Origin of the sequence: Lujinxingia vulgaris, assembly GCF_007997015.1 — a bacterium.
Taxonomy (GTDB): Bacteria; Myxococcota_A; Bradymonadia; order Bradymonadales; family Bradymonadaceae; genus Lujinxingia; species Lujinxingia vulgaris.
In genome coordinates this window covers 1-26,633 of sequence record NZ_VOSM01000003.1, presented here as the reverse complement: position 1 = coordinate 26,633, position 26,633 = coordinate 1, and the positions used below count along the sequence as shown (strand labels likewise).

Annotated in this window: 24 protein-coding genes; 5 read left to right on the top strand and 19 right to left on the bottom strand. The window is 61.9% G+C overall.

Features of this window, described 5'->3' with window-relative positions:
- Window positions 1-21: 21 nt before the first annotated feature.
- From FRC98_RS07110 to FRC98_RS07100, 3 genes are all read right to left on the bottom strand, one after another.
- Entirely contained in the window at window positions 22-1,320 is a 1,299-nt protein-coding gene (locus FRC98_RS07110; protein WP_146980613.1) for an MFS transporter, read from the bottom strand.
- A gap of 2 nt (window positions 1,321-1,322) precedes the next feature.
- A complete protein-coding gene (locus FRC98_RS07105; RefSeq protein WP_146980612.1) occupies window positions 1,323-1,979 on the bottom strand; it encodes an ArsR/SmtB family transcription factor in 657 nt (218 codons plus the stop codon).
- Between the two features lie 138 nt (window positions 1,980-2,117).
- The gene (locus FRC98_RS07100) at window positions 2,118-2,738 is read right to left on the bottom strand and encodes a YdeI/OmpD-associated family protein (RefSeq protein WP_230467378.1); all 621 of its coding nucleotides are present in this window, start codon (window positions 2,736-2,738) and stop codon (window positions 2,118-2,120) included.
- 206 nt (window positions 2,739-2,944) lie between these two features.
- Between FRC98_RS07100 and FRC98_RS07095 the strand changes: the two genes are divergently transcribed.
- The gene (locus FRC98_RS07095) at window positions 2,945-3,547 is read left to right on the top strand and encodes a type 1 glutamine amidotransferase domain-containing protein (protein ID WP_146980610.1); all 603 of its coding nucleotides are present in this window, start codon (window positions 2,945-2,947) and stop codon (window positions 3,545-3,547) included.
- Between the two features lie 156 nt (window positions 3,548-3,703).
- Complete coding sequence (locus tag FRC98_RS07090; protein WP_146980609.1) at window positions 3,704-3,973, top strand: hypothetical protein; 270 nt, start codon at window positions 3,704-3,706, stop codon at window positions 3,971-3,973.
- Between the two features lie 7 nt (window positions 3,974-3,980).
- Here FRC98_RS07090 and FRC98_RS21385 read toward each other — a convergent pair whose 3' ends face one another.
- Both FRC98_RS21385 and FRC98_RS07080 read right to left on the bottom strand, forming a co-directional pair.
- Window positions 3,981-4,655 (bottom strand): helix-turn-helix transcriptional regulator, encoded by a 675-nt coding sequence (locus tag FRC98_RS21385; RefSeq protein WP_230467377.1) that lies wholly within the window; start codon window positions 4,653-4,655, stop codon window positions 3,981-3,983.
- The gene (locus FRC98_RS07080) at window positions 4,652-5,074 is read right to left on the bottom strand and encodes a group III truncated hemoglobin (protein ID WP_146980608.1); all 423 of its coding nucleotides are present in this window, start codon (window positions 5,072-5,074) and stop codon (window positions 4,652-4,654) included. The genes FRC98_RS21385 and FRC98_RS07080 overlap by 4 nt, the downstream gene beginning before the upstream one ends.
- 148 nt (window positions 5,075-5,222) lie before the next feature.
- On the opposite strand from FRC98_RS07080, the gene FRC98_RS07075 reads away from it, so the two are divergent.
- Window positions 5,223-5,576 carry a cupin domain-containing protein gene (locus tag FRC98_RS07075; RefSeq protein WP_230467376.1) on the top strand — a complete coding sequence of 118 codons (354 nt, stop codon included), beginning with the start codon at window positions 5,223-5,225 and terminating at the stop codon, window positions 5,574-5,576.
- Between the two features lie 70 nt (window positions 5,577-5,646).
- Here FRC98_RS07075 and FRC98_RS07070 read toward each other — a convergent pair whose 3' ends face one another.
- The 9 genes from FRC98_RS07070 to FRC98_RS07030 form a co-directional block, all read right to left on the bottom strand.
- Complete coding sequence (locus tag FRC98_RS07070; protein WP_230467375.1) at window positions 5,647-6,006, bottom strand: DUF6122 family protein; 360 nt, start codon at window positions 6,004-6,006, stop codon at window positions 5,647-5,649.
- Window positions 6,007-6,098: 92 nt separating this feature from the next.
- A complete protein-coding gene (locus FRC98_RS07065) occupies window positions 6,099-9,002 on the bottom strand; it encodes a TolB-like translocation protein (protein ID WP_146980607.1) in 2,904 nt (967 codons plus the stop codon).
- Between the two features lie 451 nt (window positions 9,003-9,453).
- The gene (locus tag FRC98_RS07060) at window positions 9,454-13,083 is read right to left on the bottom strand and encodes a DEAD/DEAH box helicase (protein ID WP_146980606.1); all 3,630 of its coding nucleotides are present in this window, start codon (window positions 13,081-13,083) and stop codon (window positions 9,454-9,456) included.
- A complete protein-coding gene (locus FRC98_RS07055) occupies window positions 13,080-13,859 on the bottom strand; it encodes a hypothetical protein (protein WP_146980605.1) in 780 nt (259 codons plus the stop codon). The genes FRC98_RS07060 and FRC98_RS07055 overlap by 4 nt, the downstream gene beginning before the upstream one ends.
- Window positions 13,853-14,962, bottom strand: coding sequence for a phospholipase D-like domain-containing protein (locus tag FRC98_RS07050; protein WP_146980604.1), 1,110 nt, complete (start codon window positions 14,960-14,962; stop codon window positions 13,853-13,855). Before FRC98_RS07050 ends, FRC98_RS07055 begins: the two co-directional genes overlap by 7 nt.
- The gene (locus FRC98_RS07045; protein WP_146980603.1) at window positions 14,955-16,184 is read right to left on the bottom strand and encodes a hypothetical protein; all 1,230 of its coding nucleotides are present in this window, start codon (window positions 16,182-16,184) and stop codon (window positions 14,955-14,957) included. The genes FRC98_RS07050 and FRC98_RS07045 overlap by 8 nt, the downstream gene beginning before the upstream one ends.
- Before the next feature lie 226 nt (window positions 16,185-16,410).
- Window positions 16,411-17,736 carry a hypothetical protein gene (locus FRC98_RS07040; RefSeq protein WP_146980602.1) on the bottom strand — a complete coding sequence of 442 codons (1,326 nt, stop codon included), beginning with the start codon at window positions 17,734-17,736 and terminating at the stop codon, window positions 16,411-16,413.
- Between the two features lie 616 nt (window positions 17,737-18,352).
- Entirely contained in the window at window positions 18,353-19,444 is a 1,092-nt protein-coding gene (locus FRC98_RS07035) for an SDR family oxidoreductase (protein ID WP_230467374.1), read from the bottom strand.
- A gap of 77 nt (window positions 19,445-19,521) precedes the next feature.
- Window positions 19,522-20,091 (bottom strand): TetR/AcrR family transcriptional regulator, encoded by a 570-nt coding sequence (locus tag FRC98_RS07030; RefSeq protein WP_230467373.1) that lies wholly within the window; start codon window positions 20,089-20,091, stop codon window positions 19,522-19,524.
- 469 nt (window positions 20,092-20,560) lie between these two features.
- Here FRC98_RS07030 and FRC98_RS07025 point away from each other — a divergent pair, with 469 nt between their 5' ends.
- A complete protein-coding gene (locus tag FRC98_RS07025) occupies window positions 20,561-22,069 on the top strand; it encodes a hypothetical protein (RefSeq protein WP_146980599.1) in 1,509 nt (502 codons plus the stop codon).
- Between the two features lie 72 nt (window positions 22,070-22,141).
- Here FRC98_RS07025 and FRC98_RS07020 read toward each other — a convergent pair whose 3' ends face one another.
- The 3 genes from FRC98_RS07020 to FRC98_RS07010 form a co-directional block, all read right to left on the bottom strand.
- The gene (locus FRC98_RS07020) at window positions 22,142-22,582 is read right to left on the bottom strand and encodes an arsenate reductase ArsC (RefSeq protein WP_146980598.1); all 441 of its coding nucleotides are present in this window, start codon (window positions 22,580-22,582) and stop codon (window positions 22,142-22,144) included.
- Window positions 22,583-22,592: 10 nt separating this feature from the next.
- A complete protein-coding gene (gene arsB / locus FRC98_RS07015; RefSeq protein ID WP_146980597.1) occupies window positions 22,593-23,612 on the bottom strand; it encodes an ACR3 family arsenite efflux transporter in 1,020 nt (339 codons plus the stop codon).
- A gap of 157 nt (window positions 23,613-23,769) precedes the next feature.
- Window positions 23,770-24,108, bottom strand: coding sequence for an ArsR/SmtB family transcription factor (locus FRC98_RS07010; RefSeq protein WP_146980596.1), 339 nt, complete (start codon window positions 24,106-24,108; stop codon window positions 23,770-23,772).
- Between the two features lie 481 nt (window positions 24,109-24,589).
- On the opposite strand from FRC98_RS07010, the gene FRC98_RS07005 reads away from it, so the two are divergent.
- Complete coding sequence (locus FRC98_RS07005; RefSeq protein ID WP_146980595.1) at window positions 24,590-25,495, top strand: UDP-glucose/GDP-mannose dehydrogenase family protein; 906 nt, start codon at window positions 24,590-24,592, stop codon at window positions 25,493-25,495.
- Window positions 25,496-25,616: 121 nt separating this feature from the next.
- On the opposite strand, the gene FRC98_RS07000 is transcribed toward FRC98_RS07005, so the two are convergent.
- Both FRC98_RS07000 and FRC98_RS06995 read right to left on the bottom strand, forming a co-directional pair.
- Window positions 25,617-26,297, bottom strand: a complete 681-nt coding sequence (locus tag FRC98_RS07000) for a hypothetical protein (RefSeq protein WP_146980594.1) — start codon at window positions 26,295-26,297, stop codon at window positions 25,617-25,619.
- On the bottom strand, window positions 26,282-26,515 hold the full coding sequence (locus FRC98_RS06995; RefSeq protein ID WP_146980593.1) for a hypothetical protein: 234 nt from the start codon (window positions 26,513-26,515) through the stop codon (window positions 26,282-26,284). Before FRC98_RS06995 ends, FRC98_RS07000 begins: the two co-directional genes overlap by 16 nt.
- Window positions 26,516-26,633 lie beyond the last annotated feature (118 nt).

Below are 26,633 nucleotides of genomic sequence, written 5' to 3'. Positions count from 1 at the left end.
GAACATTGTGAACATCGCCGCTCATCGACGTCGGTTAGGCGACGTGGGTTCAGCGCCACTTGAAGATTGAGCGTCGTGCTTCAATGTCTCCCGCATCCGCACCGCCACCACAACACCTGACGCAAAGGTCAAAGCCGCGATCGTCAGCGTCGCCACGGAAAGCCCAAACGCATCAGCCACGATGCCCGCCAGCAGCGCACCGACGGCGTAACCCATATCTCGCCAGAGGCGATAAACGCCGACAGAAGATGCCCGCCAGCTCGGGTGGGCCACATCACCGATGGCGGCCAGCAGCGTCGGGTAGACCATTGAAGTGCCCAGCCCCAGCAGCACCGCCCCGGCCGCAAACACCCAGAACGTCGAGCCCAAAGCGATGACCACGATGCCGGCGGCCTGCGTCCACATCCCGGCCACAATCAGCCCCTTTCGGCCCACTTTATCGCTCCACGCGCCGGTAAAGAGCTGCCCCAGTCCCCAGACCGCCGGGTAAATCGCCGCCAGGGTGCCAATCTCACCGAGCGACATCGAGGCCGCCGCAAACACCAGCGGAAAGAGCCCCCAGGCCATCCCATCATTGAGGTTATTGACCAACCCGGCCTGACTCACCGACGAAAGATCCGGGTCGCTCAAGCTCGTGCGCTTGATGACCTCCGAGGCCGATAGCGTGTCGGCGTCTGTCGTCGTGGTCTGAGACGACTCCAGGGTCACGTGATGCTTCGTCTCCCGCACCGCAAAAATCGAGAGCAAGGTGCCCAGCACCACAAACACAATACCCGGGTAGAAAGGTTGCGGTCGCAGCCCATACTCCGCAGCGATGAACCCGGTGGCCAGCGCGCTGATGGCCACCGCGAAATAACCGGCGAACTCGTTGAGCCCCATCGCCAGGCCGCGGTTTTTGGGGCCCGCCAGGTCGATCTTCATGATCACGGTCGTCGACCACGTCAGCCCCTGGCTAACGCCCAGCAGCACGTTGGCCCCCAGAATCCATGACCACGAGGGTGCCCACATCAGCAAAAAGGGGACCGGCGCGGCCACAAGCCACCCGGCAATCAGCACCGCCTTTCGCCCAAACCGGTCCGACCAGCGCCCGGCCATGTAGTTCGTCAGCGCCTTGGTCACTCCAAAAACGATGATGAACGAGAGGATCGCAGTGCGCGCCGCCAGCTCGAACTCCTCTTCGGCGATGGCGGGCAGAATGCTGCGCTCCATACCCACCATCGCGCCCACAAAGGCGTTGACGAGCACCAGCAATGAGAACTGCGCGAGATTTTCGCGCAGGCCCAATCGCACCTCGGGAGCATTCCTCGATGACTTCTTCATGCTCACGCCCCGGATTCAGGAAGGCTGTGCACGGAGATGTCCGAGCGATGAGCGTCAAACCCAAGCTCCCGCAACCGACGCGCGGCCTCGGCCGAGAAGGTGCAGAAGGGTCCGCGACAGTACGCCACAATCGACCGATCACAGGGCAACTCATCGAGGTGAGCCTCAAGCTCGGAGAGCGGAATCGACAACGCCCCCGGAAGATGCCCCTCCTCAAACTCCACCCGGGGCCGCACGTCGATCAACACGACCTCTCCCGCATCCATGCGCGCGCGAAGCATGGCCGCGTCCAGCGACTCCAGTCCCTGCGGCTCGTCGAAAAACTCCCGCGTTAACTTCTCCAACCCCGCAATATGATGCTGAGCGACGGCCTGAAGCCGCACCAGCAGGGCGGCCACATCATCGCCGGCCAGCGAGTAGTGCACGTGCAGCCCATCACGCTGAGAGCGCACCAGCTCGGCGCGCTTCAACGACTGAAGATGGTGCGAGGTGTTGGCCACCGACTGATGGATCTCGCCGGCCAACACCTCCACGGTGCGCGGGGCCTGAGCCAGAAGCTCAAGAATCTCCAGCCGCGCCGGGCTGGAGAGCGCCTTACCCACCTGTGCCAGATGGGCGTAGGCCGTGTCTTTAAAGTGTCGAGAAGAGGATGAGGCCATATAAAACTCCGCGCGCAAAGATTAAGCGTTCAAACAAACACTTGAACAATGCGCACAGGCAGTTATTCAAACAACCTCTTGAATAACTCCCCCCGGCCAGCGTCACGTGGCGACGCGCCCCCTGCTGGCCCCTCGCTCTCAGCGCTCGTTCCAGCCCTTGCCTTCCATGATCTTCGGCACGGCGCGCTCCACGCGCGCCTCGCGTGTCTCCCGCTTCTTCGCCCCTCCGATGTAGATCTGGTAGCTGCGCTGGCGCCCGGGCGTCAGCGCCTCAAAGGCCTCTTTGAAGTCGGCGTCGGCCTCCAGGCGCTCCTCCAACTCCGCGGGCAATGCGTCGTCGGCATCGACCTCCACCTCCTTACCGGAACGCTCAAAAACAAGCGCCTCGTGAAGAAGCTGCGCCAGCGCGTCGCGCCGCTCCACGACCTCGTCCACCGAGCGAAACCGCACCACCCGCGCGTAACGGGTGTTCGGCCCCGGCTTCTCCAGAATCTTCGCCGGATCTGGCAGCGCGGCACCTTTCAGTAAGCTCAGCACGAAGTTATCGCGGTACGCACCGATCATCGCCACGTTTTGCCCCTCCAGCGAGTAGCAGGGAGAGCCCCACTTGAGCTGCTCTTCGAGCTCGGTGGCGCGCACCACCTCCCGAAGCGCCCGAAGCCCCTCGGCCCACTGATGCACTTTGCACTCCGGCGTCTGATAATGCTTACAACGCCCGCAACCATCTTCCAGATAGGAATCCACATCACCGGTATTCACCACAAACCTCCCTTCCCAACCCTCTGATTCTGCTCGCCAGGAAATCATCCCCCGGCGCACGCTCTATCCCTCAACCTACCACAGCCTCCCCGCTCATCGCACACCGCGATCACGGCTCAAATACTGGACTTCTCGATGTTCGCACTCACATTCAGGGCTGCCCACACAGGGCACCTGAGTTGTCTTTTTCAAGAGGAGTTTCGACCATGAGCAGGAGACTCAACGACAAAACCATCGCCGTACTCGCCACCACTGGATTCGAGCAGGTGGAGCTCACAGAGCCCGTCGACGCCCTGCGCAACGAGGGCGCCACCGTGCATATCGTCAGCCCGGAAGAGGGGCAGATCAAAGCCTGGGATCAGGATCAATGGGGTAAGCACATAAAGGTCGACGTCGCCGTCTCCGACGCCAACGCGGACGACTACCACGCCCTGCTCATCCCCGGTGGCGTGATGAATCCCGACTTCTTACGCCAGAACGACGACGCCGTGAGCTTCGTACGCGACTTCTTTGAGCAGCACAAACCGGTGGCCTCTATCTGCCACGGCCCCTGGATGCTGGTGGAGGCCGACGTGGTGCGCGGCCGCAAGCTCACCTCCTACCCCTCGATCAAAACCGACCTGAAAAACGCCGGTGCCAACTGGGTCGACGAAGAAGTCGTCGTCGATGAGGGACTTGTGACAAGCCGCAACCCCGGCGACCTCAAAGCCTTCATCGCGAAAACGATCGAAGAGTTCGGCGAGGGCAAGCATGAGGGTCAGACCGCCTCGGAGTCGGGGGGACGCTCGGCTTCGCCCGGGTCGATATAAGCCGTCGTCAGCCTGAGGGTATAGCGGCGCACAGCCGGAGGGGCATCGGCGACCGGGGCTTGCGCGATGCCGCTCGGCGCGCCACGATCCTCGCAGCGTCCTTCCCTCTCTTCACCGGACGAGCCCGTGACCTCTTCGCCTGCCCCCGACACACCCATGGTAGTTAACATCCGAGCGCGAGCCATCGCCATCCTGCGAGAGGTTGAGCGCTTTGATGACGTTGACGAGGAGGAGCTGCTGTCGCGGCTTCAAGCCCTTGTTCCCGGGTTAAGCGAGGACGGTGGCGAGCTCACAGAGACCCTCCAGACGCTCATTACGCGTCTGGAGATGATGCATTTTCAGCTCTGCGCCGCGCAGCGCCCCGAGGCTCTTCGCCACGAACTTCGCCAGGCGCTCGCACGCCTCCAGGCGATGACTTCCCCTTAGTGCCCCCTCACTCGGCAGCGCTTCCGGCGACCCGAAACTCAAACACACAGGGCTCCCGACGCTCGGTGCAAATCCTCACCGAGGAGGGCCTCGCGCCGATGACTTCTGAGAGAAACTGCACCTCCAGCCGGCACGGCGCGCGGCTGGCCCGCGCGGCGGCCGGCAAGGGGCAGTTGCACTCACAGACCCGCACCACCTTTTCGCCATCCTGATCTTCGCCGCGCTCAATGCGCGGCATAAAGTCGGTGCGCGTGAGCACCGCCTCCAGCGCCCGCAACCTCTCGGCCAGCGTTGACGCGCGAAAATCCGAAGCGCCGAGCTCCTTCAACACATCGACTGCACGCTCCGCCCACACATCGGCAAAATACCCATCCACAAGCTCCCCTGCCCCCTGCCCGTCCAGATAGCGCACCAACCCGGAGAGCATCGCCGCATCACTGCTCGGAAAGAGCTCGGCGCCCTGCTCGGTGAGCGAAAATGCCGCCGGCGGCCGCCCCGGCCCCTCATGCCCCACGTCCGCTCGCTCCACGGCCCCGTCCCGCTCCAGACGCACCAGATGCGCCCGCACCGCCGTCTTCGAGAGCTCCGTCGCCTCCACAAGCGCGTCAATCGTGCACACCCTCTGGCGACGCAACACCCCCAGAATCACTCGCCGCGAATCGCTCAACGCCTCGGTGGTCATCGCTCACCTTCGGTCGAATCTGCGGGCAGATAACGCGAGAATGCCTCGGCGATGCGGCTGGCCGCTTCGAACACCTGTTCGGCATCGTCAGGCTCAAAGATGCCCTCGACCACCTCCGAGAAGAGTGAGAGCCAGCGCTGGTAATGATGGCGCTCAACCTCCTCCATCCCCCAATGCAACACCGGCGGCGCCCCGCGCTCCGACATCGTAAATGTGGGCTCGGAGCGCAGCACCGCGCGCCAGAAAAACACCATCCGCTCCAGGTGCTCGGGCCAACTGTCGATGCGCCGCTCAAAGATCGGCCCCAACTCCTCATCGTCGCGCACCTGCGCGTAGAAGGTCTGCACCATCAGGTTGATATCGGCGATGGAAAAGCGCTCGCGGCGCTCTTCAACTTTCGGGGTAACGGGTCGTAGCATGCTCACTACCTGCGCTCAGGTTCTCCAACACATGACGGAAGCCGGTCTGGCCTCCGACGCGGCGAAACGTTGCCCCCCCTTGCCCAGACTAGCCTCGAATTTAATCTATACAAGTAGATTTTATCATCCACCTTCAATGGAGAACCCCATGAGCAGCCTCAACTCCCCGGAGCACGGACACCTCATCGACCTCAACGCTCTCTACGATGAGCTCATCACCGATGACCGCTATCAGCGAAAAGGGCAGCTCGCCCGCACCCTGGTGCATACCCCGGATCTTCGCGTGGTCATCATCGCCCTGGCCCGGGACCGCACCATCGCCGAACACCACGCCAGCGCCACGGTCACCATCCACTGCCTCAGCGGTCATCTCCGTCTGCAGCTCCCCGATCGTCAGGTCGAGCTTGTGGCGGGCAACCTTCTGGCGCTGGGTGCAGATCTCTCCCACGACGTGCACGCGCTCCAAGACAGTGTGTTTGTGCTGACCCTGGGCGCGTCCTGAGTGCCTCTGAAAGTCATGGATCGGTGATATTATTAATTATGACAACTCAACTCCGGCAGATCGAGTGCTCTCACACCCCACTCGAGCACGTCATCCACACGCAATCCTGAAAGTCCGTGAACATGTGAAAGAGAAGCCCGACCGCGACGATGCGCAGCGGGCGAATGAAACACCCCACCGCGTACACACCTATCGCTGGATAGGAGTGCAGCGGATGAAACCCGATGCCGCAGCGGTCCGGCACAAACACATCGGGCCACGCCAAAAGATGGTCGAGATCGACCAGCATCGTGGCGAGCATGATCAGCCAGGCCTTCTTCCACTGCTCCCGGAAGAAGAGCCAGGCGAGGAGGCCCGGTGCAAGAAAGTGCAAGCTGTAATGCACAAGGGACTGCGCGAGGTGGAGGTATTCGAGCATCATGTCCTGCATGGTCGATGCCTATGACGCAAACCTGTCGGTCCAACACCAGGGGGGAGCTAGAAAACCCTAAGACGCTGCGTGCATCTCCCCCCCACACTGGATCAGCGAGGAGAAACCAGAAACGCCTCCTGGCGCAGCGGACTCGGTGTCTGCGGCGCCACGCCAGCCCGCGCGTCAAAGAGGCTGGCCTGGATCAACCAGCGGCCATCACTCATTCGGCCCAGGCCGCTCGGGGCGACCTGCGTCGGCAACGCCAGATCGATCCCCAGGTCCTCAACAGACCAGACACCCCAGTCGTCGCTTGCGCTCATGACCGTTCCATCGTCCAAAAGCGCGTAGAACGTTTCGCTATCCTCATCGTAGTGCACACTCGCCACCTGCTCCTCGGCCGCAGCGCTCGGCACGACCTCCCAGGAGATGGTGTTACCTGTGGGCGAAAATCCGGAAAGGTCGGCCCGAACCAGGACCTTCGTTTGCGGGAAGTAGACGAGCACCTCCCCGTCGCGCTCGGCGTAGGTCAGGGGTAGAACATCAGGCGCAAGCCCGCCACCGAGCCGTCCGTTGGGAAGATCACCGACGAGCTCAACGAATGTCCCCTCGAGCGTCACCGCATAGACGCCGGTCAACCCCGGGGCGTTCGCCGGGCTGCTGAAGACGAGAAAGAACGTGCCGCTTGAAGCCTGCACGCGAATCGGCTCTCGCAGCTTCCCCTCGACCGTCGGCACGACGACCGGCTCCCCAAACGTTGCCCCCCGGTCGGTGCTCATCGCGTAGGCGCCCACGCCATCGACGCTCCCGGTCGCGATCATGATATCACCGGCCTGTTCCACGGCCGACATTCCGATCGGCAAGGACGTGACCTCCTGCGCGTACACGGCGCGCATCTCCGGAGGCTGCTCAATTCTGTTCCACCCGGTCTGACGCAAGAGACGCGACGGGTAGCCGCGATTTTCACGCACTCGCCAGATGCCGCTGCCATCCTCCACGGGGCACGAGAAGGACCAGCGGTCCTGGGTCGAGGGCTCCACCAGCAGAACGCGCTCATCCTGGGGCACCATAAAGCGACCGTTGGGGCCGAGCGCGCGCAGTTCTCCGAGTTCGCGGGCGATGATCGTCTGCTGTCCGGGCTGGCGGTACTGCAGTGCCACCGGCTGCCAGCGCGAATCATCGCTCAAACCCGTGCCATGTTCGAAGTAGATCTCGCGGCTGTAATCGCCGGCCACAAGCCGTGCGCTATCCTGGTAGACCGTCGCACTGCCCTCGGCAAACGCGTAGAAGTCGCCTTCGTCGTCGTACATTTCTTGCGAAAACACCCAGCGTCGATGGCCGCCTTCGGTTTGAAACTCAAACTCCGTGAGCGATCCCAGATCAAGCGCATTAAGCCCCTGACCCAGCTCAATGCGCCCGATCGGAACGTCATCAAAGGGCGTCTGCACCTGCCTGGTTCGATGGAGCCAGAACTCGCGTTGGGCAGCCGTGTCGCCCGCGTCAGTGCGCACCATCAGCGGACCCGCCAGGGGCATCGATGCATCCATCACAAACGCAACGCGGCGATCGGACCATTCGACGATCGCCGACTGCGGGACCGCCATATCCCCGATGAACAACTCTCCGCTCTCACCAAAGCGCACGCCAGAGATCTCCACCGTGGCTCCGGGATACGCCGCGGCCCGTGAGGTATGCAGAATACGCGGGGCATCATCGGCATAACGCGCGTCGGTATCAGCGCCCACGATGCCGAGCACACGGGCATGCGTGAAGTCGTAGGGAACATCCAGGCACTCCGTGCGCAGCCCCTCGGAGATCCGGGAGACACAGAGTTTGCGTGGCTCCGTCGTGCCATCTCCGATGACCGTCGCAAAGTCACGGCCATCGGGGGACATCATGCCGATGCGATCGCCAAGCCAGGGGTCGCCATCGCGCCATCCAATCCAGGAGTCCGGACGCCCGTTGATATCAATATCGATGGGAACAAGCGTGTCGCCATTCTTAAACGAAATCACCAGACCAGGCATCAAATGTGGCGGAATGTGATTCAGCCTCTCACCGGGATCGGGCAAACCACCGCCGGCGATGGTCCCTCGCCCCAGGGTCGATGTCCGAAAGCCGCGCGAGGTGCCGTCGCGACGAACCCCGACGAGCGCCCCTTCCACCGAAATCGTCCGCAGCACGTTGGTGAGGCTGTCGGACTCAATGACGTACGAGACGATCCCGTAAAAGGCTTCTTCCCCATCTGGCGAGGTTCCCAGATGCGCGTAACGCCGGCCAACGCCGTCGGTGAACCAGGGCATCAACGCCTCGGCCAGAGGCCAGGCCTCCGATGCACTGCCTGCGGATGCCCCGGAGTCTTCGACCCCGGTGTAGATGATGCTGCCGGCGGCCGGTTCCCCCAGGTTCTCCTCAACCCTATAGAGCGTCACGAACCCGGCAGCCTCCGCGACGACGTACTCGCCATGAACCCCGGACGGGAAGTTGGCGAAGGAGCCCTCCGGCAAGGCCGGGACTGTGCCGGCCCCGACCCCAACCGGCGGCTCCGGCTGTGCACCATGGGCGACGACGGTTCCGTTTTGAAGCAGCTGCCCATCGGAAGTTGGAAAGCCAAAGGCCCCCGAGGTGATGATCTGATCGTCACGCCGCAACGTGTAATCGGTCTCACAGACAACATCATGGCTGCCGGGAATCAGCGTCGCGTAACGAACTCGGAGAAAGTCGATATCGGGGCACCGGTAAACGATCTCCTGGTCGGGATCAATATAGCCGTCGTCGAAGGAAAGCCTTCGTCCATCGGGGGTCCAACGCAGGGTCCATTGCGACATGATATCCCGCGTCTGCGCGAACTGCTTCTCCTCAACCAGCGCGGGACCACTTCCATTTACCACGACGCGCGCGATCGTTATGCCGTAGTCAGTGAGATACGCCACCCGCGAGCTGTCTGGCGAGATGGCGACGCCCGCCGCAGAACGCGTGGCGTACATGGGCGAGAGCTTGCCTGTTGACGGGTCCATCAGAGCGATCTGCTGATTTACATTGCCAAAAGACAGCAGCAATAGCCCGTCGGTCGGCGTCGTCTCCACCGAAGTGACGACCTCCCCGGGGTCAGACGCATCGCCTGAGCAGCCTGAGACGACACTCACTGACACACCCGCGACGACGAGTAGCGAGCAGAACGAATGACACGCGTGCGACCAAAACATGACTTCCTTTTTACAACGAAGTGGGCATCCGACGGGTCGGAGACACGCCAGGTGAGAACAACGCGCTGTGTGCGAAACAGGCGACTAAAAAGCGTAACGTAATGTACTCCCATGTCGCGGCGAATACAACGATCCGGGAGCGACGTCGCCGCCCTTTGAACTCACTGCAAGGCTACGTCGCGATTGAAAATCTGCCTCTACATCCTGCCGCTTTGATCGAGACGTCTGATCGTCGTTCTCCGCCTTCCCCTTGGCCAGAGACCTACGAAAACCTCCACCTTCGCGCGCGCTCGACGACCTCACTCACCAACCCTCGGCGAACGTCGTCACTCAACGCACCGTGCAGCACATCCACGCCAAAGCGCAGTCGGCCCTGAGCATCCACATCAAAAGACCCCAGAGTCAGCTTCCGATTGAGATTCAGCACCCGCGCCTGGAACCGCTCGCTCAAAACATCTTCACCACCATTCCCCTGCGCATCCCATCCCTTGCCTGCACCGATAACAGTCCGCAGGCAAAATCGCGCGTTGCTCGCACGGCATTCAAAGTTGCTCCAGCGTTCGTCAGGCAACCTCCCCTCGGCCGCGGACAAGTCCCAGCGCTGCGCATCCTGCTCACACCACAAAGGCGATGTGCCGCTGAGGTGCGCCAGAAGCGCATCCACCACCGTGCTGTCGACACCCTCCGATGGCGAGGGCACGAGCATCCGTACAAAACGCTCAACACGCCACCTTCGCCCCACCTTACGCCGGCGCATCGCGCCCTCTTGTACGTGCTCGCCAGGCACCACCTCCACGCACACCGTAAGAACGTAGCGCCGAAGCTCCGCGTCAAACGCCCACTCGACCCCGAAGTGCTGCCCATGACCGATGATCTTTATGCGACGACGAGGGCGCGCATCCCCCGGTAAGACCTGCCAGCCTTGTCGGGTCAGCGCCTGGAGAAACACCCCGTACCACGCGTGATAATGCCTCACGACAGGCGCGGCATCGTGCGCCGACACCACCTCGAGATCGCGCCCTTTCTCGGGAAACTCCCGGGGGCGATAGGGCTCCAGGTGCGGGTGGATTTCGGGCGCGTAAGCTGCGCCCACAACAACCTCGCGCGCCTCCTGCGCGCTGCCGGCGATCGGAGAATCCATCAGCCGCTCGGCGAGTCGCTGGCGCGCGATGACACGCTCAACCTGCCCCTGCTCCAACGAGGAAACGACGTGCGGATACCCCACTTCAAGCCGCACCTCGGGAGATGCTCCCTCCATCAACCTCCGCTCGATCTGCGAAAAATACCGGTCCACGCGCCCCACGCGTTGCTCCAGGTCGCCGGAGGTCCAGGCCACGCCGTAATGCAGCACGCGGTCGCAGAAAAGATGCAGATCCACACCCTCTTTCAACGTGTCGGTGCACACGATGACCCGCGGCATCGAGGGCGTGCGAAACTGACGTGTCGCACTCAGATGCCCCTTCGCGCCGCCGGTGACGCCCATCACCGCCACCGGATTATACAGGTTTGGCCAGGTCTCCCGCGCCGCAAGCTCGCGCCAGGAGCGCCCCGCCCCATCGAGGCTCCCATCGACAATGAGGCGCAGATGCGCAAGCCACTGCCCGCACTCCCGGCGTAAGCGTCGCGTCGCCGGATCATCACAGACCAGCCAATCTACAAATCCCTCGGCAACATCGCCCCCCTCCCTCCTCGCCGCCTCATCCGCAAAGTAGAGGTCGAGCAAGGTATCGGTGAGCCGAAAGGTCTGCCCGAGCAAGGTGCGCGCGACCTGCCTTTTGCAGAGTTCAGCCGCCCCTCCCTGGCCATCAACCTCTGCGGCACTTGCGCCGGGCAACGCCAGCGGCCCGGTTGGAAATCGCCGGTCCCAGGCCGTCCATAGTGTTGAGGAAGCAAAAAGCTCCGGCGCGCGATGAGGCTCGTCGGCAGGCTGCGCCCGCTCAATATGCTCATGAAGCGCCGCCTCATACGCCGCTCGCCAGGGGGCGGCGCGCGCTTCATCCAGACCAAAAACCCGGGGCTCGCGACGCACACTCTGCACCGCCAGATAACGCAACCTGGCGGCGCGATGCTGCTGACTCTTTACCCCCGACGTGCGCGAGGCATGCGTCCAACTCTCCGCCCAGATCGCGTCGGAAAGCGCGGCTGCCGCATCCAGCGGGTCCACGCCCCCGGCCTGACACAGGCGCTCCAACCACCCATCTTCAAAAAACAACGCGTTTCGCCCGCTGGCACGAAAGGTCTGCCGGTATCGGTAGAGCCAGCCCTTCTCCGACATCGCCTCGCGTAGAGGATCGTCGCCAGGCTCAACCTCCAGCGCTTCAAAATCCTCGCCAGCATCGACCTGCTCCACCTCAGCGCTGGCCCCGCTCCAATCAAAATCATCGTCCCAGCAGCGCCGCACACGCGCCTCGACAGAACTCAAATAGCGCGCCATCAAACGCTCACGGAGCGCGGCCACCGTGCTTACCCGCCGGGTGAAGATCAAAAACTTCTCGCCACCCTCAACTTCATCATCGCCAAACGCCGGAGTCGAAACCTGACGCACCACCGCGTCGATCTTCGGATGCGGCAGCGCCATACCGAAATGCCGCTCAAAGTCGCGGGCGAGCTCCCCCACAAAGTCGCTATCGGGAGCGTTGGCCTCCCGACTCCCCTCGGCCCTGTCGCGATGCCAGTCGCCGGCCTGCTCAACCTCGTCATCACCGTCTTCGTCCTCGTTTCGGAGCGTGCGACCAAGCGAGCTCTGAAGACTCTCAAAGGACGATAAAAACCCGATACGGTAGCGGTTGTTCTGCCCCTCTAAAACCTCGACCAGCCCCTTCTGCACAAGGCCCACCGCCAGGGTTTCCAGCGCGCTCATGTCGGCGTCCTGCACGCCCCACCCTTCCCGGTCGTGGTGGCGATAGTCCTTTTTCTCCACCATCGCGTTGGCTGGCGTGGACCAATACTTGCGCTGACGCCGCACCATAAAGGTCTGAAGTTCCCGCTGCATCGCCCGAAGATCCTGCACCAGCGCGGGGTCCAGAACGGTGCCCGCATCGGGATAATGATTGAGAATTCTCGGGATATTTTCCGGCCCGCTGTGCGCTGGTGTGGCGCTCATAAATAGCCACTTACCTACCTGCCCGCGCAGGGTTTCAAAGAGCACGCGGTTGGTCTGATTGTCCGGATGTCGCAGGCACTGCGCCTCATCCACAATCACCAGATCAAAATATGGCTTTGACCCGGCCTCGCGCGCGAACTTCCGGTTGAGCGCCTTTGCAAACGCAAGGTTCAACTGCTCGGAAGCGTTGTCTCTACCGAACTCCTCAGGCCGCTCCGCATCCGACATCAGCCCGCACCTCCGAAGGCTGCTCTCTGTGCGCCTCCAGAGCGATTCAATATCTCGCCGATCCGCCCGGGTTACATAGATCGGGCGAGTGAAGCTCGAATGCCTCAAAAACGCCGCCTCGCGCCAGGGCCGTCCTATGGATGCGGCCCAGTCGCGCAGATTCTCATAGCGCTGGGGCCGGTGCAGTGGATCTTCAAAGAGCACCGATGTCACGCGGTCATCGCCCACACCCTGAGATCTGCGAAAATTTGAGGCAAAGAAGCGCCAATAATCACCCAACCACTTCGTCTGCACATTTTCGCGGGGACTCAAAAAGAGCACTCGCGCGCGGGGATTCTCGTTCCAGACCAGCGCAGCGAGCGAGAGCGCCTGGTAGGTCTTGCCCATCCCGACCTCGTCGGCCAGGTAAGCGAAGGAGCGTTCGCAGAGGATGTTGTAGAGTGCGGCAACCCCTTCGAGCTGCAATGTCGCCATGGAGCCGGTCTCGGGCACACCCTCCACCCGCAAATCGATGAGCGCACCTACATCTTCTGGCCGAATGGGATGTTGAAAAGGCCTCATCGCTTCACCCCATCGATCTCCGAGAGCCGATCTTCAAACCACCCCAGCATCGCGTCCGCTGCCCCGCGCTCCGCGCCGAGCTCTTCGCTGAGCCGCCCCCGGGTGCGCGCCCGCGCGTCCGAGGCCAGCTCCTCCACACGCCCGACCAACGCCTCGTCCAGCAACGCGTCCCACGCCCGCATCACGCCGCAGAGCTCCCTCAACACCAGATAGCGAACCACCGGCACCGCGCCATCTCCGCTCGCCAGCCTGGCGAGCGCCATCACACTGTCCGGCCTCCCCACCAGAAGCGCGCGCTGACGCTCCGGATGATCGTTCAACCGCTGAAGCTTCGCTCGCAACGCCCGCATCGAACGATAGAGGTCGTAGAGGTTGACCGCATCGAAGGCCGCCGCAAGCTCTCGCTGCACCTCCTCGCCATCTCCCTCGCCAGGACCTCGCTCGTTGCTCTCCGAATCCACCGGAAGCGCTCGCCCGCGCCAGCTCCCCAGAATCTCATCGGCGCTCAACGCTCGCCCGTAAACCCGCTCGCTGTGGTCGAGGTTCAACTCCACAACGTGCCCCTCCCATCGCCGCTCCTCCCCTCCCTCGCGAAACGTCACCACATACATCGCCCCGCGCCCCGGCGGCTCTCCGCCGCGCTGATGCGTCCCCTTCTCGATCGCAAAAGGCGCACCCCCGGGAAGATGCAAAACAAAGTCGCTCTGCCCGCCCCCCGGCTCCAGCCACCACCGCCAACTTCGCGAGCGCCAGTCGTACGCCACCACAATCACCACCGGCGTCGGCTCAGGCCCCCCTCCTCCGGAGCCGCCTCATCGGCAAAGTCGGCATCGTCAGCAGGTTCACCCTCTGGAAACCAGCCTGGATTTGACCTGTAAACAAGCGCCGCCTCCACATTGCCCGACGCCCCCGCAAATCCGGCCCGCGTGAAGTTGCAACTTCCCACCGCCGTATAGACATGCTTGCCGTGCACGATCCGATACAACTTCATATGCCAGAAGCGCGTGCCCCGATCTTCGGTGTTTTTCAGAATCGCCACATCTTCCGACAGCTCCGCGGCCTGCTCACGCGAGAGCCCCAACGACACCCCATCCACCCGGCGCGCCGGCACCACAACGTTTCGCTTCGCCCCGAAACTCGCCAGGCCCTCGGCCACCTCACTCCAGTAAGGGCTGTAGACCCGCAGCTCCTTCGGTGCGCGTGAGCGCCCGAGCTGCATAAAATCCGCAAACCCGGCCGGGTGCATCACCGAGGTATAAAACCTGGCGCGCAAGGTGCCCGCCCAGGGCTGTGACGGGTCGTTTTGAAAGCGTTTTCGCGCCGGCATGCGCCTCAACGCCTCCAGAACTCGCGCCACCGCATCACCCCCGGCGCCCTCGTCGAGCGGCGCATACTCCTGCAACCATTCTAATAAGGCATCCAACGCCCCCCAGGTCTGCTGATGTTTTGTATGAATCCACGTCTCCCCAAAACACTCCGCGTTTCGTCCCCAGCCCGACATCGAGAGGTTCGCCGAGGAGACCGCCAGGTACACCCAGGTGACGCCCTCCTCGCAGCGCCCCGCCATCACGATGAGCTTCGGGTGAAAGAAGCGCCGCTGCAACGGCACCGGGCGCGCCACCACCCGATAATGCCCCGAGAGCCTCGGCGAGACGCCCGGGTCGTAGAAGACCGTGCAAGGCGTCATCGCAAGCCGCTGATGGGTCTGCGCGCGCCGGGCAGCCTCGGTCTTTGCCTCCACCCCGAGCACCGTCGGCAACACCTGCGCCTCCAGAAATGGCGCGTTGAGGTTGAAGGTCGTCAGGACCACCCCCTCCTGCCGATGAAAGAAAGCTGCGGCTCGCTCCACCCGCTCGCGAATCGTCAAAACTTCACCCATCGAGCAGCCCCGCAAGCTGGTTCGTGATGCTGTGCAAGGCGTTGAGGTAGTAGCTATTTCGCCACACCACCCCGACCTCAAGCTCCCGGGCTCTGGGCCTGCCCACCTCCACATCACTGCGCACCACTCCGGCCTCCTCCCAGACCCAGGGCGCGCGCCCCCGCTCCTCATTGACCCTGCGATGCAGCTCCAGCACCGAACGCGTAAGCGCCATCTTCGTAGACGTCTCCAGGCATTCATGCAATCGCGTATAGCGAGCCAGCGCCGTCTCACCCGCATAGTTCCCCGACCTCGCAAACCCCGCACGCGCATCTTCCAGCGCCGCCAGGTCGACAGGGAGCTCCGCCACCGCCGCGGCCAGGATCTGTCCGTTGCAGGCGCATAGCCACATGAAGATCGACTCGACGATTCCGAGCAGATTCTCGCAGCGCACCACCCCTAAAATGGCCTCCCGATGCTCCGGCAACGCCTCGGCAGCCTGCGTCAGAAAAGTTCGGTGCTCGAGGTGCGCCACGCCGACCAACCGACGCGCCAGCGCCCTGTTCAGGGCATGCCTCTCAATCAACGCTTCACGAAGATGAGCGGCCAGCGGAACCTCGCGAAAGGTTCGATACACATCGGCCGCCAGCGGCGCCGTCCGAGCTGGCGAGTAGCGCACCGACTCACCCTCCATCGCCCTGGCCGCCATCTTGAAAAGTGCGTTTTGAGCGCGCAGACCAAGCCCCGGTGCCCGCGTCGCCGCCTTAAGCGTCGCCTCGGAGAGCCGACGCGTATCCTCACTGAGCAGCCCCGCACGCTGCGCCGATCCCCGATACAACCCCCACACGCCGTTGGCCTTCTGCGCATCGAGCAGATGCCAGTCCGGATCCACTACCGACACCCAGACCGCCCCACCATGCTGCCGCATCACTCGCCGCGAACCCGGCAGCGGCCATCCTCCATCCTGCGCTCCCGCCGTGCGCGCAAAGACCTGCTCCACGAGCAGAAAAAAGTCCTCCAGGCGCCCGGCATACCGGGGATGCTCCGCCTCAAAGCTCTCCCAGAGGCGATAGGCCTCCACAAGCATCTGAAAGCCCCGCACCTCGTGGGTTTGCGCGCTCAGATGCGGCACCAGATCGCGCGCCCGCCGCGACCACACCGCCAGCACACCCATCGCATCAGCGCGATTGGCCACGCCGAGTAGCTCGTCGTCTTTCTGGCTGATCATCAGTGGGGAGAGCACATCAAAATCCTGACTGCATCTTTTTCCAACGCATCGCGACGGCGAGCCTCGCCAAAGTCGCACTACGTCGATGCTCGAAGACCTCCGCTCCCCGCCCGGCCTGAGATCGCGATCACCACGGTCTGAACGTGCCCCCCCCAATCCTGAATACCTTTCGCAAACCTACCCGACCGATAGCCCCACCACCAGAGGCGGAGCTATCGGCCATCACCTTTAACGCGTCCCCTCAGGGAAGATCCGCCGAATACACCCTCACCTCGGCGTCGGTCCCGTATCGTGTGCCATCCCCGCTTAGAATCTCCGTCCAGTAGACCCGCGCGCCGTCCGCGTCGATTACCGGCCGCTGGCAGGCCTCGCGCGACATCGTCCCAAGCTCCACCGGCGGGGCAGAAAGATCAGAAGGCACAATCGTCAGCGTGATCGTGTCGGGATCCCTATCATCGGGAATCTCCGCAAAGTAGATCCACGGCACGTCGAAGTCTTTCGTGCCGGAAACGAACGCCACGGAGTCGCATTGACCCCCACCTGTAGAGGGCTTGGTGTAGCGATGCGCAACCTCGGCCATCCGGGCTTCTTCTCGGAGCAGGAGCGCGATGCCCCCGGTAGGCGCCCCTTCTGGAGCAAGCGTGCGCATCAACTGCGGCGCTTGCACGTGGCTCGGGTACCCCATGAACACCTGGTCCATGCTGCCGGCACGCTCAAAGACGGTCTCACTCCCCGAGCGTCGATGCACAACGAGCTCACCACCAGAGGTCACGTGCAGAAGGCCCACCTCTCCATCCACGAGAATCCCGTCGAAATGTTCACGTGCGGCGCGTTCCGCCGTCACGACAGCCTCACCGCTTCGCAGATCAATCACCGATGCGCGCCCCCTATCCGTGTCGATCAGAACACCATGATCGTTGTGGCCAAGAAAACCGTGGGCGCTAAAGCTCGACCCCTCCAACTCGACAGGCTCAGATGTCCCATCTACGGGAACCACCTCGTAGAACTCGCGCTCATAGGCATCCCGATCAACTGTCGCCCAGATCCACCGCCCTGTCCGGCCGTGGACATTGAGGGAGCCATCGGCAAGCTCAATCAAATCCGTCTGATAGAGCGCGTCCTCGGTGCGATCGTAGCTAAACTGCCCTTCGCCAGCGGCGCTGCTGACGTAATGGATCCAGCGATCGTCGTGGTCGCGTAGTACCATCACAGAGCCTTCGACGAGCACATGTTCAGCAGCGTGATCGGGACCGACAATCTCCAGCGTGTCGTCATTGAATGAATCCTGCCGATCGACCAGCGCCGAGCCATTCTCGAAGTCGTGTTTGAAATAGCGAACGATCCCGTCGAATCGCTCTAAAACCTCGCCGGTCTGAGGATCGATAACCTCACCGTCGACATCGTGGTCTGGGTCTTCCATCGAATCTTCGTCGCAATGCTCCCTGGTGGCGTAATCAAAGAAGGCCGTCCTGGAGCGCGAGCTCCAATCCGGCGCCAGCCCCCAGTTTCGAAAATATCCCGACTCCTTCTGCCAGACTGCACTTCCATCCGGGCCGACCAGCGACATCGAGCCCTCCCATCGGGTTATGTCGCCATCGAACGCACTCTCAGGGACAATGCGTACAGGCCGCCTGCAGTCCGTGGTTCACGGCCGTATACCCCCGGCCCGGCCTCGCGATCACAGACTCATAAGCCGCCGTACTTGCCCCCTGCCGGTCCACCCAGCGCAACGTGCACCCCCGGGGATCTTCATCAAACTGGCACGCCTCACCCTCCGCAAAGACCAGATGCTCACCGGCTGCACTAAACAAGCGCCCTCGCCGGGTAAAGAGTTCCTGGGCTTCAACTTCCCTCCGCACGTCGCGCCAGTCCACGACCTCAAAGCCCTGCGGATCCTCCTCAACGGGCCCCTCAGTCTCTGAATCCCCCGAACACCCCAGGCATAACGCCAAACCGCCCACCATCCACACAACACTATTCCAACAGCGCATAGCTTCGCACCCTATTCTGGAAAAGCTCAGACCATTTAGAATCTGCGGACGCTCTGTCAAAAAGAGGCGCCACAGCTTAGAAATACAGGGGAAAGCGCCCGACCTACCGGCCACCTCCCTCGCACTTTCATGCTACCGTGGCCTCTTTTATTCATTCGTTTGACGCACCGCGTTACCCGACGTCGTCGCCTCTTACGCTGCTTCTGCCTTCACGACGCTCGCTCCCGGCCTAAAGTTGTGCGCTACAAGGAAGTCGATCCACCGCTTCAGACTCGTCTCAATCTCCGGCAGCTCCACGCCCACGCGCGCCGCGAGTTCGGCAACCGGCCGCGCGTCATAACGATCGCTGCTCACAAAGGTCAGCGCCTCCGGATGCACGCCGGTCAGCGCCATCGGCAACCATCGCAAGATCCCCACCGGCACCGAAAAACGCGGTGCAGGCACGTCCAGATGTTGCGCGGCCAGACCCATGAGGTCTCGTAAGCTCGGCGTGTGCTCGTCCAACACCACAACATGCCCGCCGAGGGACTCGGAATCTCCAGGCACCCTGGCGAGCAATGCAGCCAGCGTGTCGACGGAGATGACCGGCAACCAACTCGCGCGATTGCCCGGAAGCGCCGGAAGTTTGCGCGCGTGCAAGCGCTGCACGGTCTCCGCCAGACCGATTAGCTGCGTGGTCTCACCGCTGCGACTGTCACCAATCACTGAGGCAGGGCTGATGCGGGTCAGCGGCACATCAAAAGCCGCCGCAGCCTCCGCCACGCGGTAATGCGCCTCGATTTTCGACCCCTCGTAAGGGCCGTGCACGCGGTAAAAGCTGGCGAGCGCCGCGGCGTCATGCACGTCCAGATCGCGTGCCTCCTGCCCTTCGGTCCGGTAGCCACTCAGGTGCACCAGCCGGCGCAGCCGCTTGCTGCTGGCGAGCATCTTCACCAGGCGCACCGACGCCTCGACGTTGTCGCGGCGAGTGGCTTCGAGCGGCATTCCGAAGTCGAAGCGTGCGGCGAGGTGGTAGACGGCGTCTGCGCGCGCAAGCCAGGCGCGGCCTTCATCATCAAGACCAAGATCGGGGTGGCTCAAGTCGAACGCAGACGCGTGCAACTTCTCGCCATCCCCTCCCCGCGCGTTCACCCAGGCGCGCAGCTCTGCAAGTCGCACCCGGGGGTTGCGAATCAAGGCGCACACCTCGACCCCGTGTGCTGTGAGTTCAAGCAGCAACCAGCGCCCGATGAATCCGTTAGCGCCGGTAACGATGGCCGCATTGATCTGTAGACTGGTCGTCATATTATATACCATAAGATTGGACCTGCATGGCAGGTCATGTGATGGCCCCTGACACGGACCGAAACGATGTCGTGAATTTAGTCGGAAAGCAGCGCCGGAAGTCGCTCACGCACGTCATAGAAAATGCCGATATCACCGTAGGCCCGGCTGAGTATCAGCGCCCCCTCAATCGCGCAGATCACGGCGTGCGCCCGCTGGCGAGCCTCCGCAGAAGACATGCCCTCATTGCTCAAGCACCTGGCGAAAATAGCGCTCCAGCGCTCAAAAACCTCGCGCGTGGCGCGTTGAAGACGCTCCGAGGTGTTGGCCATCTCAAACGCAATCGCCCCCACCGGGCAGCCCGTCTGACAGCCGGTGGCCTCGCACTGCCTGGCCAGAAGATCGACGATCTGCTGAGCGGCCTGGGCGGCATCTGGCGACGCGTTCATCACCTCTTCCAGAGCCTGCCCGAAGACCTCGCCATGCCGCGCCACGACTTCCGCAGCGAGCTCTTCTTTGCCCTCGGGAAAATGAAAATAGAGCGAACCGCGGGGCGTGCCGCTCTCCGTGAGGATCTGCTTGAGGCCCGTCGCCGCATACCCCTGGGACTGAAAGAGGCGAGTTGCCGTCTCGATCATTTTCTCGCGCGTTTCGTCGCCTTTGCTCATACGGATCTCCCTGTCGATCGAATATCTGTGGCATGCTCGGCCACAATGTAGACCGGTCATCATATTAAGATCAAGTTCGTCGTCCCGATTTTTTGGTACTACGCCGCGAGCAGAAGTTGACGTCGATAGCTGCGAAGTCGAGAGCTTCTCGGGCAAGGCGCAAAACACAGGCGATGCTTTCGCATCGTCGAGGCTTGGGACCGCTGCCCGAGGAGTTCTCAACGCAGCAGCTACGGCGTCAACGATAGCTCACGGCGCAATAAGGCCGGAGTTGAGAGCGATGCCGTCGACACGGTTGAAAGAAACGCGCACAAGGACCAAACTCCTGTTGAGGTTGCCTCGCCAGGGGCGCATACACACGCTCATCAGCCCGAAAGCCGTTTCCAGCGCGGTCAAACGCGGCCCGGATGTTCGTCTGATTGCCCAGCCCCCCTTCGACGTTCATACCCATTCTTTTGAGGACCCCTCGATGGCCGTAAACGTCTGGTGCAAAGCTCTCAACATGGACCGCCCCAGCCTGGAGAAGGTCAAGGATCACCGCGACGCAAACACCTATTCGCGCCTCATCGTCGCCCTCCTGGAGCGCGGCGAGCCCATGACACTCGACGAGGTCGCCGAACGCTTCGAGGAGGCCGGAATTGCCTCGCGCTCACGCGCCTTGCTCTCGTTGCAGCGCTGCAAGCCGGCTCGCCCGCCGATCTACCGCGATGGTGACCGCTACACCCTGGATCCTTACGACGACGAGCTCGATCTCTGGTGCTTTCGACTTGATCTGCGGCCACCCAAGATCGCCTCCCCGCCGCCCCCCCAGCCCGACCCCGAGCCGATTCCGGCCCCACAAGTCCCGCTGAGCCCCCCCGAGCTTGATGAGGCCTGGAGCGGCGCGATCTTAAACCAGTGGTCTGCCACACGCCTGGTTTTTGCGGTCCTCGATGCCCATGGCGGCGAACCCATGGCCCCTGAGGACATCGTTGACGTCGTCTCCAGGCGCACGCCTTACCACACGCTCGACAGCGAACCGGTCAAATTCCGTCGCAAGAACAGCGCCGTCATCATCACGGACGACGGACGCTGGGCTTTCTCCGAAGACGCTAAAGACACCCTTGAAGCGACAAGAATTGACGTCCGAGAACGCATCAAGTCGTCTCGACGCAATCCATACCCGCGCATGAGCGCCGAGGTGATTGAGACAAACCGCAAGGCCGCCGCCCAACTCCAGCACGCAAGCGCTCAAAAACTCGCGTCCCTGTCGCGCGCCCTTCTGCTGGCGTTTCCGCCCGAAGCGCCTCAAGCCGTGGCATTACTCGATGTCCGCGAGCTGCGTATCGACACCTACGTTGCCAAAAACTTCGATGCCCTGCGTCAGCAGATCGCAGGGTACGACTATATCGGCGCGCAAGACGTCCGCACGCTTCTTCGTTCACTGGATCTCGACCCCACCCCCATGCGTCTGGCCGAGCTCGGCCCCCCTCGACAAACGCTGAAACTCAGCGAGCGCGGGCGCCCACTGACACTTACGACCGAGCTTTTGGTGCGCAGCTCATGTGGGATTCGCAAACCCTTTACGGATCCGAAGAAGCTCGAGTCCTACGTCGCCGAGAAGTCCTGGGACAAACTTCGCACCAGCCTTGAAGCAGACATCAAGTCGCTCTTCGCGCTCTACATGTATGGGAAGGTGCACGGGGTTGTGCGCGTTCGAAAAGGCTCACACGATCAGCTCATTGCGGCTCCCTGGGTCTATCGCGACGAATACGTGCTCTTTCATCTCAAGGATATCGCGCTCAAGACAAATACATGGCTCGAAGTGGTCGTAGGTCAGGCCCCCTCCTGGGACGATGATCCCTGGTCGACGGCCCGGACCGTCTCGGTGATTCGCGATGACTCCGGCTGGCGCACATGGCTTATCGACGCGCACGGCATGCTCATCGACGAGTTCGAGGTGCAACGCGCGCGCTTGCACGCTGCGCCGAACACGTAGCCCCCGGCGTACCCTGCGCCCTAAAACACCTGCCAGATAACGCGCCCGGCTCGTCTCGGAGGTTCAGAGAGTTCAGAGATCTCCCACCTCCCGCATCGCCGCCAACGCTTCAAGACGCTCCCGAATCTGCTCTCGTGCGATGCGAAAATACTGCAACCGCTCCTCATCGCTCAGATCTTCGTTCTTGCGGTCCGGGTCCTGAAGCGGCCAGTGCATCCGCTGCGCCTCGCTCAAAAACACCGGGCAGACCTCCTCGGCGCAGAGCGTGATCACAAGATCCACGCTCTCCGGGTCGATGGTGTCCACCGACTTGGAGCTGTGAGTTTCCAGAGCGACATCGAGCTCAGCCATCGCCTTTATCGCAAGAGGATTGACCCTCGAGGGCTCTGAGCCCGCCGACTGCACCCGCACCTTGTCGCCAAAGATCTGGCGCGCCAGGCCCTCGGCCATCTGGGAGCGCGCCGAGTTGGCGACGCAGAGAAAGAGAACGCTCTCGAAGTAAAGTCCACTCATTGAAAAAATCTCAGGCTGAAGCGGTGGTCGGGAACCACTGCTTGGTACGGTTGGCAAAAGCGACGAGCGAGAGCATCACCGGCACCTCAATCAGAACCCCCACCACCGTGGCCAGGGCGGCCGCCGACGAGAGTCCGAAAACACTGATCGCCACGGCGACGGCGAGCTCGAAGAAGTTGGAGGTGCCGATCATTGCGGCCGGTGCGGCGACGTTGAAAGGAAGTTTGAGCACCCGCGCCATCCCGTAAGCGATGGCGAAGATCCCGTAGCTCTGAATCAGGAGCGGCACAGCGATGAGCACCACCAGCAGCGGACGTGCGATGATCGTCTCGGCCTGGAAGCCGAAGAGCAGCACGACGGTCAGGAGCAACCCCAGAATGGAAGTGGGTTTGAGCCGGTGTGCCAGCCCCTCGACCCGCTCCCGTGTGAGCGCGCGCTGCGTCACAATGCCCGCCGCCAGCGGCACCACAATGAAGAGAAGTACCGAGATCAAGAGCGTGCCCCAGGGCACTGTGATGTCGGTGACGCCCAGCAAAAGCCCGGCGATCGGCGCAAACGCAAACACCATGATGATGTCGTTCACAGAGACCTGCACCAGCGTGTAATTGGCATCCCCATCGGTGAGATGACTCCACACAAAAACCATCGCCGTACACGGCGCAACCCCCAGCAAAATCATGCCCGCAATGATCTGCGAGGCATCATCGGCCGGCACCATGCCCGCGAACACGACCTTGAAGAAGAGCACGCCCAGCGCGGCCATCGTAAAGGGTTTGATCAGCCAGTTGACCGTCAGCGTTAGCGCCAACCCCTTTGGCTTCTTGCCCACATCCTTCAAACACGAGGGCTCCACCTTAAGCATCATCGGGTAGATCATCAGCCAGATGAGCAGCGCTACGACCAGATTCACCCGAAAGATCTCCAATTGAGAGATCAGCTCGAACCCTCCCGGAAAGAGCAAGCCAAGCCCCACACCGGCAGCGATGGCCAACGCGACCCAGATGGACAAAAAACGCTCAAAGATTCCCATGATGTCCTGCGTAGTTTGTAGACCGTGAGCGGTCGTTACCACCGCGTCAATGCAACCGTGGATGTTTCCTCACCGACACCATCGCCCATCGTCGAATTACGATTTGCGATCCGTAGCTTTATGACGATCTGGCACCGAACCCGGTATCCCTTGCAGCTCAGCCCAACCCCTCAATCAATGCCCGGAGCAACGCAATCGCTCCTTCATCGACGCAATAACAGACTCGCGGCCCGTCCACTTCGCCGCGGATAAGCCCGGCTTCTTTAAGCTGCTTCAGATGCTGCGACACCGTCGACTGGGCCAGCGGAAGCTCCTCGACAATCTCGCCGCAAATGCACGCGTCGCGCCGTAAGAGCAGTCGAATGATCGCCACCCGAGCCGGGTGCCCCAGCGCTTTGGCCAGGCGAGCGAGCTGGGCGTTTGCGGCATCTTCATCGCGCAGAGGCTCGCTGGAGGTTTCGGAGGGTGGGCAGCATTCTGAGGCGTATCGTGTCATAGAGGGCTCTCTGAAGAACTAGACCTTATCGCAATTAAACGATAGATCTCTACTCGTCAACGCACACACTATTGAAGACGTTCCGTGAATGAGTGATACGATTGCACGACTGCCGAATACGTCGAGACAACTCGGGGGAATGTGGGGAGGGAGTGCAGCGCCACGCGGAATCTCTTCGTTGCGTTCAGCAAGACACCGCCACTGAACTCCATGAAGCGCGTTCCATAAGCTCACACGGCCTCCGTTGGTACCTTCCTTAGGTCATCATCTTCACCGCAGCGCTCGCGTGACATGCCAGCCTAGCCCCTCCAGAGCTAAAGGTGCTGATGGCACTTTAGGGAGGTGAGAAACACCGACATTGAGCAGCGGCGCGCAGCTTCAGAGAGTTCGTGGATGGCAGATTTTTTGCTTTCCCGTGGTCCTATATCATCGACTATAAGGTCTTCACCTCGACACTCATGCCCAAGCTAGAGAACGAATTTTGATCGATACGACTCATATTGATATCGAAACCATAAAGGTCGGCATCTGTGGCTATGGCTTTGTTGGCCGTGCAGTCCACGAGGTTATTGCTGCCGATATTTTGACGCTAATCAACGACCCGGCAATTCATGAATCAACGACGCTCGCTGAGCTCGCCACCAACGCCAATTTGATCTTCGTCTGCGTTCCAACTCCTAAAGGCGACGACGGTCACGCCGACCTTCGCATCGTCCACGCAGTGCTCTCCGAGCTTTCCGATGTATGGGATGTATGGAACGAATCGCGCGCGCCCGGCGTGATCGTTAAAAGCACCGTCCCTCCCGGATCCCTCGATGAACTTCAACGCATCTACCCAAAGGTTCCGTTACTAGCGAACCCAGAGTTTCTACGCGAGCGATGCGTCATCGACGACTTGCGATGTACGGAACGCGTCATTGTGGGCACCACAGAGGTCAGCGCCAACCATCCGTGTCTTGCCGTGGCTCTCGCTTTATTTCGTCGAGCGTTGCCCGACGCGCGCGTAGTGGTCACTACCGCCCGCACCGCCGAGCTGACGAAGTACGCGTCGAACGCTCTGCTGGCGAGTCGCGTAGCCTTTGCCAACGAACTCTACGAATTGGCCGAGCGCATCGACGTGGATTACGACGAGGTCCAAGCCATCCTGGCGTTGGATCAACGTATTGGTTCGTCACACTTGCAAGTGCCCGGCCCGGATGGGCTTCGAGGGTTTGGCGGGAGCTGCTTCCCGAAGGACACGCGCGCGTTGCTCGCACTGGCTCGTGATGTCGGCGCGAATCTCTCTATACTGGAGGCGGTGGTGGCATCGAATGAGCGTATCCGGGGCGCGGGTTACCCCGACGACGCGCCATCGACTAAACCTCGGGAGGTTCTCGTAGAATCTTAAAGATTCGGACCGTCAGCGAAACCGACGTTCGACCAACCCCAACGTGTGGTGCTGTAGTGCGATCACGTGCGCAAAGCGGTTCTTCACCGATACAGCCCGTGCGTTACTGACGGTCGACCAATCAGGCTTCCTTCGACCGATGGATAGTTCGCAGATCGTCCGCCCAATCCAGATGCTTGACGTGCGCGAAGTAGGTCTGCTTTGTCACCGACTCGAAGTCATCTCTATTCCATATCTGGGCCACCCGGTCGCCCCACCAGAATTCGCCTCGCTCGTCGACGTCTTTTGGAAGAACGCTCATCCACAAAAGCTCGTCGTTAGGCTCGGCCATATCGGCCCCGAAGCTTCGCTCCATATCAGGCAGCCAAGCCTGCGAAGCGTAGTACACGCCGCAGTTGACTGTTGCCCAGTAGTTCGGGATACGAAGGAACTTCGGCGTGCCTGCAGTTCGGCAATAGGACCAGAAGTCCTCGTCCGGGTGACGCAGAAGAACAGTGTCCCAGTCGACCCACAGGAATTCCCCGAATTCACGGAGCGCCCAGAGACACATCCAGTGCTTCATCTTATGAGCCGTGTCCCGTTGTATTTCGGCCGGCGCATCATCGAACACGCGATGCACCTGCAGACCAAAGGACGAGAGTTGTTCAGCCGCGAGGCGATCGCCGGCGAGGATCAATAGATCTTCCAGGTAACCCGGGTTAACGCGGAGGCTGGCCGGGATCTCCCGCAGCGTGAACCTGGGCGGGTGCGTGATCCCACCGCGGGTGTACGGATAGAGCCCGGCAATCATGGGAACCGACATGCAACCTCCTCCAGAATACCGTAGCCGCCCGAGCCCGTGCGTTGGTAGCGCTCAATCAGCCCTGCGCGAAGCTCAGGATTCTGAGACTCAAACACGCGCCAGACCTCGGCCTCCTCGTCGAAAGGCACAGAGAACGACAGCTCCTCGGCGTAGCGGCGCATCCGCTCAAGCGTAGTGAGGGCGTACTTCCAGTTGACCAACGGTTTGAGTAACCGCACCTCCCGCCGCCGCACTGATTCGAGCGTGAGTGGGTGAATAATACTACTTGATCAGTTCACCCAGAAACCGCTTGAAACGTAGACGATCGACCAGCCATTCACGGGCAAGTTGTGCTCG

Excerpts from the sequence above, each read along its gene's own strand:
- FRC98_RS07090 (WP_146980609.1), top strand. The coding sequence starts at position 3,704 with ATGGTAGTTAACATCCGAGCGCGAGCCATCGCCATCCTGCGAGAGGTT.
- FRC98_RS07110 (WP_146980613.1), bottom strand. The coding sequence starts at position 1,320 with ATGAAGAAGTCATCGAGGAATGCTCCCGAGGTGCGATTGGGCCTGCGC.
- FRC98_RS07065 (WP_146980607.1), bottom strand. The coding sequence starts at position 9,002 with ATGGACCCGTCAACAGGCAAGCTCTCGCCCATGTACGCCACGCGTTCT.
- FRC98_RS07095 (WP_146980610.1), top strand. The coding sequence starts at position 2,945 with ATGAGCAGGAGACTCAACGACAAAACCATCGCCGTACTCGCCACCACT.
- FRC98_RS07075 (WP_230467376.1), top strand. The coding sequence starts at position 5,223 with ATGAGCAGCCTCAACTCCCCGGAGCACGGACACCTCATCGACCTCAAC.
- FRC98_RS07020 (WP_146980598.1), bottom strand. The coding sequence starts at position 22,582 with ATGAGTGGACTTTACTTCGAGAGCGTTCTCTTTCTCTGCGTCGCCAAC.
- FRC98_RS07035 (WP_230467374.1), bottom strand. The coding sequence starts at position 19,444 with ATGACGACCAGTCTACAGATCAATGCGGCCATCGTTACCGGCGCTAAC.
- FRC98_RS07030 (WP_230467373.1), bottom strand. The coding sequence starts at position 20,091 with ATGAGCAAAGGCGACGAAACGCGCGAGAAAATGATCGAGACGGCAACT.
- FRC98_RS07025 (WP_146980599.1), top strand. The coding sequence starts at position 20,561 with ATGGCCGTAAACGTCTGGTGCAAAGCTCTCAACATGGACCGCCCCAGC.
- FRC98_RS07010 (WP_146980596.1), bottom strand. The coding sequence starts at position 24,108 with ATGACACGATACGCCTCAGAATGCTGCCCACCCTCCGAAACCTCCAGC.
- FRC98_RS07000 (WP_146980594.1), bottom strand. The coding sequence starts at position 26,297 with ATGTCGGTTCCCATGATTGCCGGGCTCTATCCGTACACCCGCGGTGGG.
- FRC98_RS07040 (WP_146980602.1), bottom strand. The coding sequence starts at position 17,736 with ATGTCGCTGGTCGGCCCGGATGGAAGTGCAGTCTGGCAGAAGGAGTCG.
- FRC98_RS07080 (WP_146980608.1), bottom strand. The coding sequence starts at position 5,074 with ATGCTACGACCCGTTACCCCGAAAGTTGAAGAGCGCCGCGAGCGCTTT.
- FRC98_RS07070 (WP_230467375.1), bottom strand. The coding sequence starts at position 6,006 with ATGCAGGACATGATGCTCGAATACCTCCACCTCGCGCAGTCCCTTGTG.
- arsB (WP_146980597.1), bottom strand. The coding sequence starts at position 23,612 with ATGGGAATCTTTGAGCGTTTTTTGTCCATCTGGGTCGCGTTGGCCATC.
- FRC98_RS07060 (WP_146980606.1), bottom strand. The coding sequence starts at position 13,083 with ATGAGGCCTTTTCAACATCCCATTCGGCCAGAAGATGTAGGTGCGCTC.
- FRC98_RS07050 (WP_146980604.1), bottom strand. The coding sequence starts at position 14,962 with ATGGGTGAAGTTTTGACGATTCGCGAGCGGGTGGAGCGAGCCGCAGCT.
- FRC98_RS21385 (WP_230467377.1), bottom strand. The coding sequence starts at position 4,655 with ATGACCACCGAGGCGTTGAGCGATTCGCGGCGAGTGATTCTGGGGGTG.
- FRC98_RS07105 (WP_146980612.1), bottom strand. The coding sequence starts at position 1,979 with ATGGCCTCATCCTCTTCTCGACACTTTAAAGACACGGCCTACGCCCAT.